At 41.8% G+C, this 14,487-nt stretch carries 13 protein-coding genes; 10 read left to right on the top strand and 3 right to left on the bottom strand.

What is annotated here, in order from left to right; all coding sequences use genetic code 11:
• Positions 1 to 56: 56 nt before the first annotated feature.
• The 4 genes from BV375_RS34320 to BV375_RS34305 all read left to right on the top strand — a co-directional run bounded on the left by BV375_RS34320 (position 57) and on the right by BV375_RS34305 (position 4,337).
• Positions 57 to 1,031 (top strand): phosphate/phosphite/phosphonate ABC transporter substrate-binding protein, encoded by a 975-nt coding sequence (locus tag BV375_RS34320; RefSeq protein ID WP_086768922.1) that lies wholly within the window; start codon positions 57 to 59, stop codon positions 1,029 to 1,031.
• A gap of 74 nt (positions 1,032 to 1,105) precedes the next feature.
• Positions 1,106 to 1,834, top strand: a complete 729-nt coding sequence (locus BV375_RS34315; RefSeq protein ID WP_086768920.1) for an ATP-binding cassette domain-containing protein — start codon at positions 1,106 to 1,108, stop codon at positions 1,832 to 1,834.
• A gap of 23 nt (positions 1,835 to 1,857) precedes the next feature.
• Positions 1,858 to 2,652, top strand: a complete 795-nt coding sequence (gene phnE / locus BV375_RS34310; protein WP_086768918.1) for a phosphonate ABC transporter, permease protein PhnE — start codon at positions 1,858 to 1,860, stop codon at positions 2,650 to 2,652.
• A 65-nt stretch (positions 2,653 to 2,717) separates the two neighbouring features.
• On the top strand, positions 2,718 to 4,337 hold the full coding sequence (locus BV375_RS34305; protein WP_086768916.1) for a glycosyltransferase family 39 protein: 1,620 nt from the start codon (positions 2,718 to 2,720) through the stop codon (positions 4,335 to 4,337).
• A gap of 748 nt (positions 4,338 to 5,085) precedes the next feature.
• Here BV375_RS34305 and BV375_RS34300 read toward each other — a convergent pair.
• Together BV375_RS34300 and BV375_RS34295 are read right to left on the bottom strand one after the other, a co-directional pair.
• The gene (locus BV375_RS34300; RefSeq protein WP_086768914.1) at positions 5,086 to 5,766 is read right to left on the bottom strand and encodes a (2Fe-2S) ferredoxin domain-containing protein; all 681 of its coding nucleotides are present in this window, start codon (positions 5,764 to 5,766) and stop codon (positions 5,086 to 5,088) included.
• A gap of 48 nt (positions 5,767 to 5,814) precedes the next feature.
• The gene (locus BV375_RS34295; protein WP_086768912.1) at positions 5,815 to 6,066 is read right to left on the bottom strand and encodes an Asr1405/Asl0597 family protein; all 252 of its coding nucleotides are present in this window, start codon (positions 6,064 to 6,066) and stop codon (positions 5,815 to 5,817) included.
• Positions 6,067 to 6,598: 532 nt separating this feature from the next.
• On the opposite strand from BV375_RS34295, the gene BV375_RS34290 reads away from it, so the two are divergent.
• The 4 genes from BV375_RS34290 (at position 6,599) to BV375_RS34275 (ending at position 13,167) form a co-directional block, all read left to right on the top strand.
• A complete protein-coding gene (locus BV375_RS34290; protein ID WP_086768909.1) occupies positions 6,599 to 7,153 on the top strand; it encodes a Dps family protein in 555 nt (184 codons plus the stop codon).
• A 506-nt stretch (positions 7,154 to 7,659) separates the two neighbouring features.
• The gene (gene carB, locus BV375_RS34285; protein ID WP_086768907.1) at positions 7,660 to 10,911 is read left to right on the top strand and encodes a carbamoyl-phosphate synthase large subunit; all 3,252 of its coding nucleotides are present in this window, start codon (positions 7,660 to 7,662) and stop codon (positions 10,909 to 10,911) included.
• 708 nt (positions 10,912 to 11,619) lie between these two features.
• Positions 11,620 to 12,576, top strand: coding sequence for an RNA polymerase sigma factor, RpoD/SigA family (locus tag BV375_RS34280; RefSeq protein WP_086769027.1), 957 nt, complete (start codon positions 11,620 to 11,622; stop codon positions 12,574 to 12,576).
• Positions 12,577 to 12,822: 246 nt separating this feature from the next.
• Complete coding sequence (locus BV375_RS34275; RefSeq protein WP_086768905.1) at positions 12,823 to 13,167, top strand: DUF760 domain-containing protein; 345 nt, start codon at positions 12,823 to 12,825, stop codon at positions 13,165 to 13,167.
• Positions 13,168 to 13,181: 14 nt separating this feature from the next.
• On the opposite strand, the gene BV375_RS37420 is transcribed toward BV375_RS34275, so the two are convergent.
• Positions 13,182 to 13,322, bottom strand: a complete 141-nt coding sequence (locus BV375_RS37420; protein WP_166507592.1) for a hypothetical protein — start codon at positions 13,320 to 13,322, stop codon at positions 13,182 to 13,184.
• 158 nt (positions 13,323 to 13,480) lie between these two features.
• On the opposite strand from BV375_RS37420, the gene mutT reads away from it, so the two are divergent.
• Positions 13,481 to 13,921: an 8-oxo-dGTP diphosphatase MutT gene (mutT, locus tag BV375_RS34270; protein WP_086768903.1), complete on the top strand. Its 441-nt coding sequence runs from the start codon at positions 13,481 to 13,483 to the stop codon at positions 13,919 to 13,921.
• A gap of 93 nt (positions 13,922 to 14,014) precedes the next feature.
• Entirely contained in the window at positions 14,015 to 14,479 is a 465-nt protein-coding gene (locus BV375_RS34265) for a CBS domain-containing protein (RefSeq protein ID WP_208099237.1), read from the top strand.
• Positions 14,480 to 14,487 lie beyond the last annotated feature (8 nt).

The raw sequence follows: 14,487 nt of genomic DNA, 5'->3' as shown, positions 1-14,487 counted from the left end.
CTAGTTGCAACTAATTTGCAAAAATATTGAGAATCCTTACTAATGGAGAGTGAGCAATGAGTGTGAGGATAAAGGGCTTGTTGGGTGCTGGGGCTGTATTTGTAGCGCTTGCAGGTTTAGAAATCAGCACATTTGGAGAAGTAAAAGCGACTACTACTAATTCCACTTTTAATCAACAACTACCAACTTTGCTTGCCCAAAAACTGAAGACTTTGACAGTAGTTTTTCCTAGCAGAGCTGATTCCACAGATTTGCAAAATAAGGCGAATTCTGTAGGTGCATTTTTGTCTAAAGAACTGGGAATACCAGTCAAAGCGCAGGTAGGCGATGATACTGCTGCGGTAGAAGCATTAAGAGCAAATCGGGCTGATGTGGCTTTCTTGAGTAGCCGTCCGGCCTTGAAGGCAGAACAATTGGCGAATGCTCGCTTGTATCTAGCTGAAGTGCGTGAAAATTATTCAGGAAGATACACTTATAGCTCAGTATTTGTTGTCCCTAACAATAGCATTTTGAAAACAAGGAATAACGCCAAAGCAACCCTAGAACAACTGCGGGGTAAAAAAATGGCGTTTACTTCTCCTACTTCTGGTTCAGGGTTTATTTTCCCCGTAGGTGAATTGGTGAAACAGGGATTTGTACAGAGTAGCGATCGCTTGGGTGGTTTCTTCGGTCAAATTAGTTACGGTGGCAATTACAGTAAAGCATTGCAAGCCGTTGTTCGGGGTCAGGCAGATGTGGCTGTAGTATCAGAATATGCACTGAATTCGCCGTATATTACACCAGAAGAAACAAGTAAGTTGCGGGTGCTGCATAGAATTCCTGGTGTACCTGCTCACGGTATCGCCATTGATGATGACGTTCCAGCCCCCGATCGCGAAAGAATTATTAACGCTCTACTCAAGTTAAATCAGTCACAAAATAATCCGCTACTACGCAACTTGTATAACTCTACAGAGTTAGTGAGAGTAGATCACAATCGTCATTTAGCCCCCATCCGGGATGCACTCACACGTGTTGGTATTGCCCCTTAATTAAGTTAACAGTTGTCAGTAATCAGGCTGACAACTGTTAAGTATTAATAACTGTTAGCGAGATTGATCTAGGGATGAGAGATTACGTAATTGAGTGTCACAACTTAGAGACAGCTTATGCTGCTGCTCTAAATCGCCCCATTCTTAACGGTATAAATTGTCAGATTAAGCGGGGTGAATTTGTAGTGTTGCTGGGACTCAATGGTGCTGGTAAATCTACCTTACTGCGATCGCTTGTGGGATTAGTTCCATTAGTGCGGGGAAAAATCCAGATTAATGGTGTAACATTGGCTCCCCGCACACTACCAGCAATACGGCGTGATGTCGGGATGTTGTTTCAAGGTGGCGGATTAATTCGGCAATTATCAGCAATCGAAAATGTATTGTGTGGACGCCTCGATACTAGAACAACTTGGCAAACTCTATTTGGATTTCCTAAACACGATCGCCTATTGGCATTAGAGTTATTGGAACAGTTGGGTTTAAAAGAGTTAGCCAATCAAAAAACCAGTCAACTCAGCGGTGGACAACAACAACGAGTTGCGATCGCCCGTGCTTTAATTCAATCACCACAAATTCTCTTAGCCGACGAACCGATAACTGGGTTGGATGCGATCGCGTGTCAACAGGTGATGCAGACTTTATCAGAATTACACTCCCAGCAAGGCATGACAATTGTGGCAGTTTTGCATGATTTGGGGATAGCAGCAGAATATGCCCAAAGAGCGATCGTTATCGATGCGGGACGCATTGTTTACAATGGCCCTTGCGACAACCTGCAAGCGAAATTTTCCCAAGTGTAGAGTTTTCAGCGCAAGTACAAATCATGAATTACTTCTTAAATTCAAATCTCTTCCGGCGCTACCCTTGGGTGAGTCCCCTAATCATTCTGTTGATTGCGGTTGTAGTTTATAGTTGGGCTTTACAAGGACTGAAGGTCGATTTTAATTTAATTACTAACAGCTGGCCCTACATTACTGATTTCATCTCCAGGTTATTCCCTCCAGATCCGACAGTTTTAGATATAGCGATTAAAGCACTGATTGAAACTGTACAGATGTCGCTTTGGGGAACGACTATCGGGGCAATTCTTTCTTTGCCAATTGCTGTGGCTAGCGCCAACAATGTTGCACCGCAATGGTTGCAATGGTTAGCCAATTTATTGCAAAACGCTGTGCGTTCTGTTCCTTCGATTATCCTTGGTCTAATTTTTGTCGCCGCAACTGGACTAGGGGCACCCGCAGGAACCTTAGCTTTGGGAATTTATACTATCGGCTACTTAGCAAAATTCTATCAACAAGCGATCGAAGCGGTTAACGCTCGTTCAATAGAATCTTTAGAAGTGATGGGAGCATCCAGGTTCCAAATTGCTCAATACGGAATCTTACCCCAAGTACTGCCATTGGGGTTAGGTTATACCATATGGATGTTTGAGTACAATATCCGTGCTGCTTCTGTGTTAGGTGTAGTTGGCGCAGGTGGAATTGGCTTTCAATTGAAAAGTTACATTGACGGTTTTGAGTACAACAAGGCTACAACCATGATGTTGGTGTTGCTGGTAGTTGTGACGGTAATTGATGCTTTTAGTAGCCAACTACGTCGTCGCCTCGATTCGATGTAGTCACGCAAATATGCAGTAAATTGGTATAAGCTGAAAATCATTATTTATGATGATATTCTGTTTTCATGTCTGACTCATCTAAAACGATTCAAAGAAAAAATGATGATTTATTCTTGAATAGTTTCAAGCTGCTAACTATGGTTTTGATAGTCATAGGTATTTTGCTGAGATTTATTAATCTTGATGGAAAAATATCTTGGGCAGATGAAACATTTACTTATTTAAGAATTTATGGTCATACAAAAGCAGATTTAATGCAGGAAGTAGTTAATAGTCAAATATTAACTGCTGAAACTTTATTAGAGAAATATCAAAGTCCTGGTGTTGGTAAAACTATCATAGATACTGTTAAAGGTTTAGCGATAGAAGATCCAAAGCATCCACCCCTATATTTTGTTCTTACAAATTTGTGGGTGCAGTGCTTTGGAAGTACAGTCGCAGCCACAAGAAGTTTTTCTGCATTTATAAGTTTATTAGTTTTGCCTACTCTCTATTGGCTATGCCAGGAATTATTTCAATCAAAAATTGTCGCTTTAGTAGCAATTGCCTTTATAGCTGTATCACCATTTCATCTTGTGTATGCTCAAGAAGCAAGAATGTATAGTTTGCATACACTAGCTATCTTGGTATCTAGTGCCGCATTGCTCAGAGCAATAAGGTTGAATACAAAATTCAGTTGGGCCATTTATTCTGTAAGTTTATTCCTGGGATTATACACACATTTATTATTTGGTTTAGTAGCGATTGGACAAGGGATTTATCTAGCTGTAAATCAAGCAATCCGAACTAGGAGAATATTAATTGCTTATCTGAGTGCATTAGTAGCTGGAATATTACCTTTTCTTCCTTGGTTATTTTTAATTATTACCCAATCAGACAAAGTTCAAGAGACGATAGAATGGGCAAAATATAGTCTTCCACTACATGATTTAGTAGATGCATGGCAGATTCACTGGGCACGGATTTTTTTTGATATTACAGCCGAGTATAGTTACCCAAATAAGCTACAAAATAATCTCTGGTTTTTAATCATTAGACTTTTAGTAATTTTATTATTTTATGCAGTTTATTTACTGTGTCGTAAAACTCCTAAGACAACTTGGTCTTTTATTTTAATATTAATTTTATTGACAGCACTAACTCAAGCTATACCCGATGTAATTTTTGGCGGGATTCGTTCTATCAATCCGAGATATTCAATTCCTGTTTTTTTAGGATGCCATTTAGCTATAGCTTATTTATTTGCCCAAAAAACTATCTTATCTCCAGATATAAGAATACGTAAGCACTTGTGGAGGCTATTGCTGGTTGGCTTAATTTGTATGCAAATAATATCATGTGTGATTATTTTACCGAAAAAAGCTTGGTGGAATAAAGCTTATAATACAGATAATATTTCTATGGTAAATATTATTAAGCAATCTCCCAATCCATTAATTATTTGTGCGCAATGTAATCAAGATTGGGGTTGGGGAAATGTATTATCTCTAAGTTACCTTCTAGAACCACAAACAAAATTTCAATTATTTTCCGGAACAGATATTAAAGAAATTCCTGATACTTTCAGTGATGTATTTTTCCTCAATGCTTCTGAAAAATTACAAGCTACCTTCAAAAAAGAACACAACTGGAATATAGTTTCAGTTTTCAAGAAAAATCTATCTCTATGGAAGTTAAAATCATAAATTATATCATGTCTAGTTAAACACTTGTCATTGCGTTCGCCCTACAGCCCTTCGGGCATCCTACGGCAGGCGTTCCCCATTGGTGTCAACTTAAGAAGATTTTGCCCAAATTTGTTGGGTGTAAGCGTCAATCTCGCGATGGCGCTTACGCCTGGTTTTTACCAATCCAAACAACTTTTGTCGTTCAACAAGATAGGGAACAGCCTCAGTGCTATACCTCTTGTTCGCCACTCTGGAGACAAAGAAGTATTGAACATCAGGCGTGATTTGCAACTAAAAATGCACACAGCTGATTCATTGCGTGCACTTATATTTATTGGTTGTTGAAATTTTACCTCGGCAATTTTAACAATACGTAACCTGAGCTCGGGATAAGAAATCCTCAAACCCTTTGATTTTGCGTTGTCCGGTCTGAAGCTTGGTTTTCATATATTCTCAATAAGGCATGTTGTTGATATTAATCTCATTTGTAAACCTTATTGACGCAACGATTCCACTTTAATCACTTCTTTTACGACTTAGAATTTTTCTCAATCTATACACAATAAGCTTTTTAGCTTCTGGCTTAATCCGAACTCAGGTTACGTAGTAAGCAATCAAGTCTTGACTACAAACTTCTTCGCCTATGATGATTAATCGCACTCAACAATTATTTTTACAAATATCTTGTAAAAACTGACAGTAGAGAATCAAAAGGGAACACAAAAAATTTCTGATTATATTCTCTCATTAAAGAGTAGTTATTTAATTAACTGTTGATCGCTACAGGTATAACTATTTCCTTGTGATGATCTGACTGGTGTTCTTCGCTCTTGTCGGCAAAATGTTTATCCATGAGTGCGGGAACTTGTCCAGCTTGAATACGGCTGTAGCGAGTTTTATCTGGCATTACTAGGTTAGGCCCAGCTTTGCAGTTTTTCATGCAGCCAGTACCTTTGATGGTAACTTGGTCTTCTAAACCGCGATCGCTCAAAGCTGCTTCCAAAGCCTGACAAACTGCTTTACCACCGCGTTTCATGCAATCAGATTTTTGACACACCAAAATCGTGCTTTTAGCCTTAGTTGATTTTGCGTTGCCTTTGCTAGTCAATGAGGGTTGCTGTGGCTGAGAGATTGGTGAAGGAATTCCCATCTGTGTAATTCTGTCATTGTCTACATCTGCCCGTGCTGCCATCACCCGTTCAGCTTTCAGTGTGACTTTGCCTGTTGCAGATTCGTGTTTCTTTTTACCCACAATTTGTAGCCAAGTACCTGGCGGTAGACGCAAGTCAAAAGCAAACCTTAAATGTTTAGCAAGTTTTACATAGCATTCACCTTCAGCAGTCCATATCTGCAAGCCTTTGAGCTTATACCCATCCTTAAGTATAAAGTCTATAAACCTGCCTTCAAGGCAAAAATTTGATACTTCTTTACTGTGGGAATCACTCATTTTTTTCACCTATATGTTTATTGGGACACATTATTAAGCGAGACAGCCTTAGCGATAGCGACTTTGCCAGCATTTTTCAAGACTCCAAATTAGGTCTTGGCGGGGAAGTGTGAATTGCCGCATCAAACTCCAAAGTTGAATAGCTGCGATGGGATTGCCAATTTCAACTGTCAATGGCTGGTTAGACTCGCAACAACAGGGAATCTCTAGCTCCTGCAAGCGTTGATAGACTTGCCAGCGATCTGCCCAATTCACCTCTAAAATGTGCTTGCTTTCTACTTCTGAACTAAACGGTTTCAAGAGATGTACCCTCAAAGTGCAACAAACTTGCAGTAACTACCGCGCTTTTAGTACTTGCCGTCTCCCATTTTTGGGAGTTTAGCTTCTTAAACCAGCATAACCTAAGTGCAAACAATTCTCATTTATTTTGCATAAAAATCTCAAATATTTGGCATTATCTTCCATTAACAAAAGGACTAGGTGGCAAGAGGAGGGACGTAGGTAGAAATTTGACCTCATAATTTCTTTGTGTCACCCTACTTTTGGTAAAGCTGTCATGCGCGCCAGAAATTGCGAAAACGCGATCGCTAACACCGAAAGCAGCCGCCTGGGTTGGCTCTCCACGTCCCCGCGTCTGGTTTGGGAAAATAGCAACAGCAAGAAGATTGATAAGCAGTACATTACGGGCACGCAACCTTGTAAAGTGAAGATTTTTAATAGCAAAAAAATTAAAAGTATGTGAATTTAATTGGAATTGCTTTTAATTTTTAGAATGTTAATATGTAGAGACTCAGAAGTTAAAAACCCTAACTGAGAAAAAGCGAGGAGAACAATGTCAGAAACCACAACTGTGTTACGCAATTTTGGTCATGTATATGACAATCCTGTATTATTAGATCACAGTGTAACCGCACCAGTTACTGAAGGATTTAACGTTGTCTTAGCTAGTTTTCAAGCGCTTTCCTTGCAGTACCAAAAACATCATTTTGTAGTTGAAGGTGCAGAATTTTACTCATTGCATGAGTTTTTTAATGAAAGCTACAAAGAAATCCAAGAGCATATTCATGAAATTGGAGAGCGCTTGGATGGGCTGGGTGGCGTGCCAGTAGCTACCTTCAGCAAGTTGGCCGAACTAACCTGTTTTGCCCAAGAGCCAGATGGCGTATATTCTTCCCGCCAGATGGTAGAAAATGACTTAGCAGCAGAGCAAGCTATCATTGGCTTAATTCGTCGCCAAGCTGCTCAGGCAGAGAGTTTAGGAGACCGCGGTACACGCTATCTCTACGAGAAAATTCTGTTGAAAACTGAAGAGCGCGCTTATCATTTATCTCACTTCCTTGCTAAAGACAGCTTAACTTTGGGTTTTGTACAGCCTGCTCAAAACTAAACCCTTATAATTTAGATAAGTCGCTCTTGACTGAATAAAATCTAGGCAGAAATCAGTCTTAAAAAAATATAAAATGTAGCAGAGAGTAGTATAACTACATCTCTGCAATTTTTAATTGAGTATATAAATTAACACAAGATATAATATTAGCAATTATTAATAATAAGCTAGTTAAGAATTATTTTTATCAAATGTTACAGTTATCAACTTAGTTATCAGGTATCGATTATGTAAAAAACTCACAAGCTTCTGCCAAAAAATATCAGCACAAATAAAAAATATTTGCAAGTTATATGTAATTTCCTGAAGAGAATTACATAGAATTTCGACACACAAAAAATTGGAGACTAGCAAAGTGAAATAAACAATCATTCTTTGATCGCTCCAGTTTCTCATCCCCCATCCCTGTCATCAAACCTAGAAAACTTGATAATAAACAGCGTGACCAGGGAGAAAGAATCTTAAAATAATCAGGATTTGTATTCTCTTACTCCATCCCAAAGACTATGCCCCGCCGTCAAGACCTCCGGAAGATACTGCTGTTAGGCTCTGGCCCAATTGTAATTGGACAAGCCTGTGAGTTTGACTACTCTGGCACTCAAGCCTGTAAAGCTTTACGGGAAGAAGGCTATGAAGTGGTGCTGGTCAACTCCAACCCAGCAACCATCATGACCGACCCAGAGACAGCCGATCGCACTTATATTGAGCCGCTAACACCGGAATTGGTCGCAAAAGTCATTGCCAAAGAACGTCCCGATGCCTTACTGCCAACAATGGGTGGACAAACTGCCCTCAATATTGCTGTTGCTCTAGCGAAAAATGGTGTTTTAGAGCGGTATAACGTTGAGTTAATTGGCGCTAAACTCCCAGCTATTGAAAAAGCTGAAGATAGAAAACTCTTCAACGATGCAATGGCCAAGATTGGGGTGAGTGTGTGCCCTAGTGGCACAGCCTCATCTTTAGAAGAATCTAGAGCGATCGCCCGCCAAATCGGCACCTATCCCCTAATTATTCGTCCTGCTTTCACTATGGGTGGTACGGGTGGCGGTATTGCGTACAACCAAGAAGAATTTGAAGAAATGGCACAGGTGGGTATCGATGCTAGCCCAGTTTCGCAAATTCTCATCGACCAGTCCCTACTCGGCTGGAAAGAGTACGAATTAGAAGTAATGCGTGACCTAGCAGATAACGTCGTCATTATCTGTTCTATCGAAAATCTCGACCCAATGGGCATCCATACCGGAGACTCAATTACCGTTGCTCCTGCCCAAACCCTCACCGATAAAGAATATCAACGGCTGCGGGATATGGCAATTAAAATCATCCGTGAGATAGGTGTGGAAACTGGTGGTTCCAACATTCAGTTTGCGGTTAATCCGGTAACTGGGGATGTGGTTGTGATTGAAATGAACCCCCGTGTCTCCCGTAGTTCTGCCTTGGCTTCCAAAGCCACTGGGTTCCCCATCGCCAAGATGGCGGCCAAGCTAGCTGTTGGCTATACCTTGGATGAAATTAAAAACGACATCACCAAGAAAACTCCAGCATCCTTTGAACCGACAATTGACTACGTAGTTACCAAAGTTCCCCGCTTTGCTTTTGAAAAGTTTCCTGGTTCCGAACCAGTTTTGACAACCCAAATGAAATCTGTTGGAGAAGCAATGTCAATTGGCAGGACATTCAACGAATCCTTCCAAAAAGCACTGCGTTCTTTGGAAACTGGACGCGCTGGCTGGGGTTGTGACAAAGCCGAGAAATTACCTAGCGGTGAACAAATTCGTGCCCAATTGCGGACGCCCAATCCCGATCGCATTTTTGCTGTGCGTCATGCTTTGCAATCAGGACTAACTATTGAAGAAATCTACGAACTTACAGGCATTGACCCTTGGTTCCTCGAGAAATTGCAACAACTGCTGGAAGTCGAGAAATTCCTCAAACGGACTCCTTTAAAGCAGTTGACAAAAGCTCAAATGTATGAAGTTAAACGAGATGGATTTAGCGATCGCCAAATTGCCTTTGCCACCAAAACCACCGAAGACGAAGTTCGAGAATACCGCAAACACTTAGGAGTTATCCCAGTTTACAAAACTGTGGACACCTGTGCTGCCGAGTTTGAGGCGTTTACTCCTTACTACTATTCCACCTACGAACAAGAAACAGAGGTTTTACCGACAACCAAACCAAAAGTGATGATTTTGGGTGGTGGTCCCAACCGCATCGGACAAGGAATTGAGTTTGATTATTGCTGTTGTCACGCTGCCTATGCTCTCAAAAGTGCAGGCTATGAGACAATTATGGTCAACTCTAACCCAGAGACGGTTTCTACAGACTATGACACCAGCGATCGCCTCTACTTTGAGCCATTAACCAAAGAAGATGTACTCAATATCATCGAAGCTGAGAACCCAGTTGGCATCATTGTGCAATTTGGTGGACAAACACCATTGAAGTTAGCTGTTCCTCTCCAGCAAGCACTCGACACCGTACCCAACACGAAAATTTGGGGTACATCCCCAGATTCTATAGATATGGCAGAAAACCGGGAACGGTTTGAAAAGATCCTCAACCAGTTGAATATTGCTCAACCACCTAATGGAATTGCCCGCAGTTATGAAGACGCGCTAATTGTCGCCAAACGCATTGGTTATCCAGTGGTAGTACGTCCTAGCTATGTATTGGGAGGAAGGGCGATGGAAATCGTCTATTCCGATGCGGAATTGGAACGCTACATGACCTTTGCCGTACAGGTAGAACCGGATCAGCCAATTTTAATTGATAAGTTTTTGGAAAATGCCATCGAAGTCGATGTTGATGCGATCGCAGACCACACTGGGCGGGTAGTAATCGGCGGTATTATGGAACACATCGAACAAGCTGGGATTCACTCTGGAGACTCAGCTTGTACTTTACCTTCCATCTCGCTACCGCCAGCAGTACTCAATCAAATTCGCACATGGACGGTGCAGCTAGCACAGGCGCTTTCAGTTGTCGGGCTGATGAATATTCAGTTTGCTGTTGTGGGTGCTAGTAGCTATTCTCCGCAAATTTACATCTTAGAAGCTAACCCCCGCGCCTCTCGGACTGTGCCCTTTGTATCTAAAGCAACTGGTGTGCAATTGGCAAAACTCGCATCCTTGATTATGTCAGGCAAAACCTTAGAGGAGCTAGGCTTCACCAAAGAAGTCATCCCCTCTCACATTGCTGTTAAAGAAGCAGTATTGCCATTTAATAAATTCCCCGGTACTGATACGATATTGGGCCCAGAAATGCGCTCTACTGGTGAAGTCATGGGAATTGACAGCGACTTTGGCCGCGCCTATGCCAAGGCAGAAATCGGTGCTGGTGAACGCTTACCTTTGTCGGGAACCGTTTTTGTGTCCATGAGCGATCGCGACAAAGCACCTGCGGTTAACGTCGTCAAGGAATTTATGGATCTAGGCTTTACGGTGATGGCTACATTTGGCACGCGTAAAGTACTGCAAGAACATGGCTTAGATGTTGAGTTAGTGCTGAAACTCCACGAAGGTCGTCCCCACGTCTTAGATGCCATCAAAAATCAGAAAATCCAACTCATTATCAACACCCCTTCGGGAGAAGAAGCTCAGACTGATGCTAGATTAATTCGCCGCACAGCCTTGTCCTATAAAATTCCCATCATTACTACAATCGCGGGAGCAAAAGCCACTGTTGCTGCTATTCATTCTCTGCAAACTACGACTTTGGACGTAAAAGTTATCCAAGATTACTGCATGTTGAATTAGGGCAGAAGGCACAGAGAAGTCCGAGTGGAGGAAGCCTCCGCTCGGAACTTCGGGTAGGCAGAAGGAATAAAGTCTGATCTTTGTGCCCTTAGCCTGAGATCTCTGGCAAAAGGTACTTTTATCAGAGCAACAGAAAGGGTAAAAGTTAGGGAACAGACAAGGATGCATTTTTCCTTGTCTGCCTTGTCCCCTTCCCGCCCTAGCTCCTTATGGCTCACGATATAAAATCTCGCTTATGAGTACAGCAAAAATTAAGCAATTGTTATAGACGATTACTTATACTTATCATTGAGTTATTTTAAGAAATATGAGTAAGTTATTGCTGCTTACAGAGAGATTATTATTTAGTTGCTAAAGGTATTTAGCGATATGATTGCGTTACCCAAACTCAATCAGCTTTTAAATTTCAGGCTGCTAAATGTCCAAACTATTCTCATAAATGTTACAATTATTAATGATGAAATAATCCAGAAAATGTTCAACTTACAACCTTTTATCTAACTCTAGATACTTGTGAAACCGGGTAAATAACTGTAACGTCTAGAGCAGTTAAGAACCTAACTAGATTAATATGAGCAGCCGAGTTTCTCGGGCACATAAATCGCCAACCATAGCATGGGTTCCCCTTTAGACTGGGTATCACCCTGGCAAAGCATCTATCAGTTAATGACCCTACTGTCAAGTCCAACATTACCAATGAGTAGCGCCATGAAGACCGCTCAGACAGCCACGGACCTCGTGCGGACTTACCTGCGTGAGATTGGCCGTGTGCCACTCTTAACCCACGAGGAAGAGATTTTTTATGGCAAACAGGTGCAGCGTTCAACTGCTTTGCATGAATTGAGGGAGGAGCTTGCCACCCAGCTAGGCCGTCAACCAACCTTAGAAGAGTGGGCCAAAGCAACCCAGCTAGACTTGGCTCAGTTGAACGAAGCGATCGCTGAAGGTGAATATGCCAAGCGCAAGATGGTAGAGGCCAATTTGCGACTGGTAGTATCTGTTGCCAAAAAGTATATTAAACGCAATGTCGATTTACTAGACTTAATCCAAGAAGGTAGCATCGGTATGCAGCGGGGTGTAGAAAAGTTTGACCCCACAAAAGGCTATAGATTTTCAACTTATGCCTATTGGTGGATTCGGCAAGCAATCACTCGAGCGATCGCAGAAAAAGCTCGTACGATTCGCTTACCGATCCACATCACTGAAAAACTAAATAAGATTAAAAAAGCACAGCGACAATTATCGCAAAAACTGGGACGTGCCCCTTCAGCCTCCGAACTAGCTCAAGAATTAGAATTGACGCCCAAACAGGTGCGAGAGTATCTCGAAAAAGCACGTCTACCCCTATCTCTAGATTTGCGGTTGGGAGACAACTACGATACAGAACTCGGCGAAATGTTGGAAGATCCGGGTGCTTCTCCAGAAGAGTTTGTCATGCAATCTTCCTTATCTAATGACTTGGAGCGCATAATGGGGGATCTGACTCCCCAACAGAAAGAAGTGATCACACTCCGCTTCGGGTTAATGGATGGACAGGCTCTTACATTGGCAAGAATTGGAGAGATTCTGAATATCAGCCGCGAACGAGTACGACAAATTGAACGAGAAGCATTAACTAAGCTGCGTAAGTCTAAAGCCAAGATGGATGAATATTTGGCAAGTTAGTCAACAGTCAAGAGTCAAGAGTCAATAGCCAAAAGCTCTCTGGCTTTGGACTCTCGACTATTGACTAATAAGGTGAGAAAACACGCTGCTTTTGGTACGGTTACACCGACTGCCTAGCGATCTCTAACTTGTTACATTAGTTGACAGGAACAGCCAAGAACTAGCTAAGGTCAATACAAGCAAAGGCATTGATTCTTAAAAGTTGTAAGTACTGTAGCTAGTACTACTTAGTCAAGGAGATAAAACGTGAGTAACCCATCCAATCGAGTCTCAGAATTTTTTAACAGCGAGTCTGAAACTAGCGATTTACTCTGGCAATATGTTAAATCCTTGAGTCCAGAAACAGTCACCCAGCTATCTAAACCTACTTCTCCAGAAGTTCTCCAGGTGATGGAACGCAATATTGTGGGACTTTTGGGTAACTTACCTTCAGAACACTTTGACGTTAGCATCACTACCAGCCGAGAAAGTCTAGGTCGGCTTCTGGCCTCTGCAATGATCAGTGGTTACTTCCTGCGTAACGCTGAACAGAGAATGAACTTTGAACTCGCCATACAAGGCACTGAAATCAACGATAGCGAAAATGAGTAGCGATGTTGTTGGCTTTATGTCTTGAAGCAGCCACACTGACACAAGCGATCGTATTCCTCTGCGCAATCCTGATAGTCTCGCGATCGCTTATCCCAAATATAGCGAATTAAGTAAAAGCTGTGATTGCGGATAGCATCTAAGCAAAAACTCGCCATTTACGGTAATATACAGACAATCAAGGATTCATAAAAAAACAATAGTTCAGCTAGTAAATTGATTTTTAGATAGCAATAAAATATAAACTCGGCAGATAAGTTAACTTGCCGAGTTCTATTATTAGATAGCCGATAATAACTCCTTTTTCCCATAAATCATGAGTGAAACTAGTTCTCTGCTACCCCACAAAATTATTGGTGTTGCCGTAATTTGGAACGAGCAGGAGCAAATTTTAATCGATCGCCGTCGTGCGGGGGGTGCAATGGGTGGTTTGTGGGAATTTCCTGGCGGCAAAATCGAACCTGGTGAGACCGTTGAAGAGTGTATTCAACGGGAAATTTATGAAGAACTGGGAATAGAAATTGCCGTAGGAGAACATCTAATTACCATCGATCATACTTATACAGAGTTACGCGTTACCTTGACCGTACATCACTGTCGTCATCTGACAGGTATACCGCAAGCGCTGGAATGCGATGAAATTCGCTGGGTAAGTTTAGCAGATTTAGAACAGTTTGCTTTTCCCAAGGCAAATGTGCAAATTATCGCGGCGCTGAGGCAAAGTCAAAATTTAAAGGAGAGTAATTCTCTGGCGTAGCCTGGAAGTAACGATGTATTAACTCCATCAGGTTGCGACCCGCAATTTTTTAAAATAATCCCAAAGACGTTGATAAAAGGTGTCAGCAAACAAATGCCTAAAACCGTTGCCGACGTGATGAGCCGTGACCCAGTTGTTGTTCGATCTGAAACACCCCTGAAAGAAGCCATTCAAATTTTGGCAGAACGACGTATTAGCGGGCTACCTGTAGTGGATGATGTTGGTAAATTGGTAGGCATTATCTCAGAAACCGACTTGATGTGGCAAGAAACAGGTGTAACTCCTCCGGCATACATCATGTTTCTCGATAGTGTCATTTATTTAAAAAATCCTGCCGATTATGAGCGAGACTTGCATAAAGCTTTAGGACAAACTGTTGGGGAAGTGATGAGTAAGAACCCGATTACTATCTCCCCCGAGAAAACTTTAAAGGAAGCAGCCAAAATTATGCATGACCGCAGCGTTCACCGTCTGCCGGTAGTTGACAGCGCGGGTCAAGTAATTGGTATCCTCACTCGTGGTGACATTGTTCGGGCAATGGCAGCAAGTCAAGATTAGTCAAAAGT

This window comes from Nostoc sp. 106C, assembly GCF_002154725.1.
Lineage (GTDB): Bacteria > Cyanobacteriota > Cyanobacteriia > Cyanobacteriales > Nostocaceae > Aulosira.
The sequence above is the reverse complement of the archived record's forward strand: the minus strand, read 5'-3'. Positions and strand labels throughout refer to the sequence as shown.

What these genes read in the sequence shown, in the direction of transcription:
- BV375_RS34315 (WP_086768920.1), top strand. Translation starts at nt 1,106, where the DNA reads ATGAGAGATTACGTAATTGAGTGTCACAACTTAGAGACAGCTTATGCT.
- BV375_RS34300 (WP_086768914.1), bottom strand. Translation starts at nt 5,766, where the DNA reads ATGAGTGATTCCCACAGTAAAGAAGTATCAAATTTTTGCCTTGAAGGC.
- BV375_RS34290 (WP_086768909.1), top strand. Translation starts at nt 6,599, where the DNA reads ATGTCAGAAACCACAACTGTGTTACGCAATTTTGGTCATGTATATGAC.
- BV375_RS37420 (WP_166507592.1), bottom strand. Translation starts at nt 13,322, where the DNA reads ATGGCGAGTTTTTGCTTAGATGCTATCCGCAATCACAGCTTTTACTTA.
- carB (WP_086768907.1), top strand. Translation starts at nt 7,660, where the DNA reads ATGCCCCGCCGTCAAGACCTCCGGAAGATACTGCTGTTAGGCTCTGGC.
- BV375_RS34265 (WP_208099237.1), top strand. Translation starts at nt 14,015, where the DNA reads ATGCCTAAAACCGTTGCCGACGTGATGAGCCGTGACCCAGTTGTTGTT.
- phnE (WP_086768918.1), top strand. Translation starts at nt 1,858, where the DNA reads ATGAATTACTTCTTAAATTCAAATCTCTTCCGGCGCTACCCTTGGGTG.
- BV375_RS34280 (WP_086769027.1), top strand. Translation starts at nt 11,620, where the DNA reads ATGAAGACCGCTCAGACAGCCACGGACCTCGTGCGGACTTACCTGCGT.
- BV375_RS34305 (WP_086768916.1), top strand. Translation starts at nt 2,718, where the DNA reads ATGTCTGACTCATCTAAAACGATTCAAAGAAAAAATGATGATTTATTC.
- mutT (WP_086768903.1), top strand. Translation starts at nt 13,481, where the DNA reads ATGAGTGAAACTAGTTCTCTGCTACCCCACAAAATTATTGGTGTTGCC.
- BV375_RS34320 (WP_086768922.1), top strand. Translation starts at nt 57, where the DNA reads ATGAGTGTGAGGATAAAGGGCTTGTTGGGTGCTGGGGCTGTATTTGTA.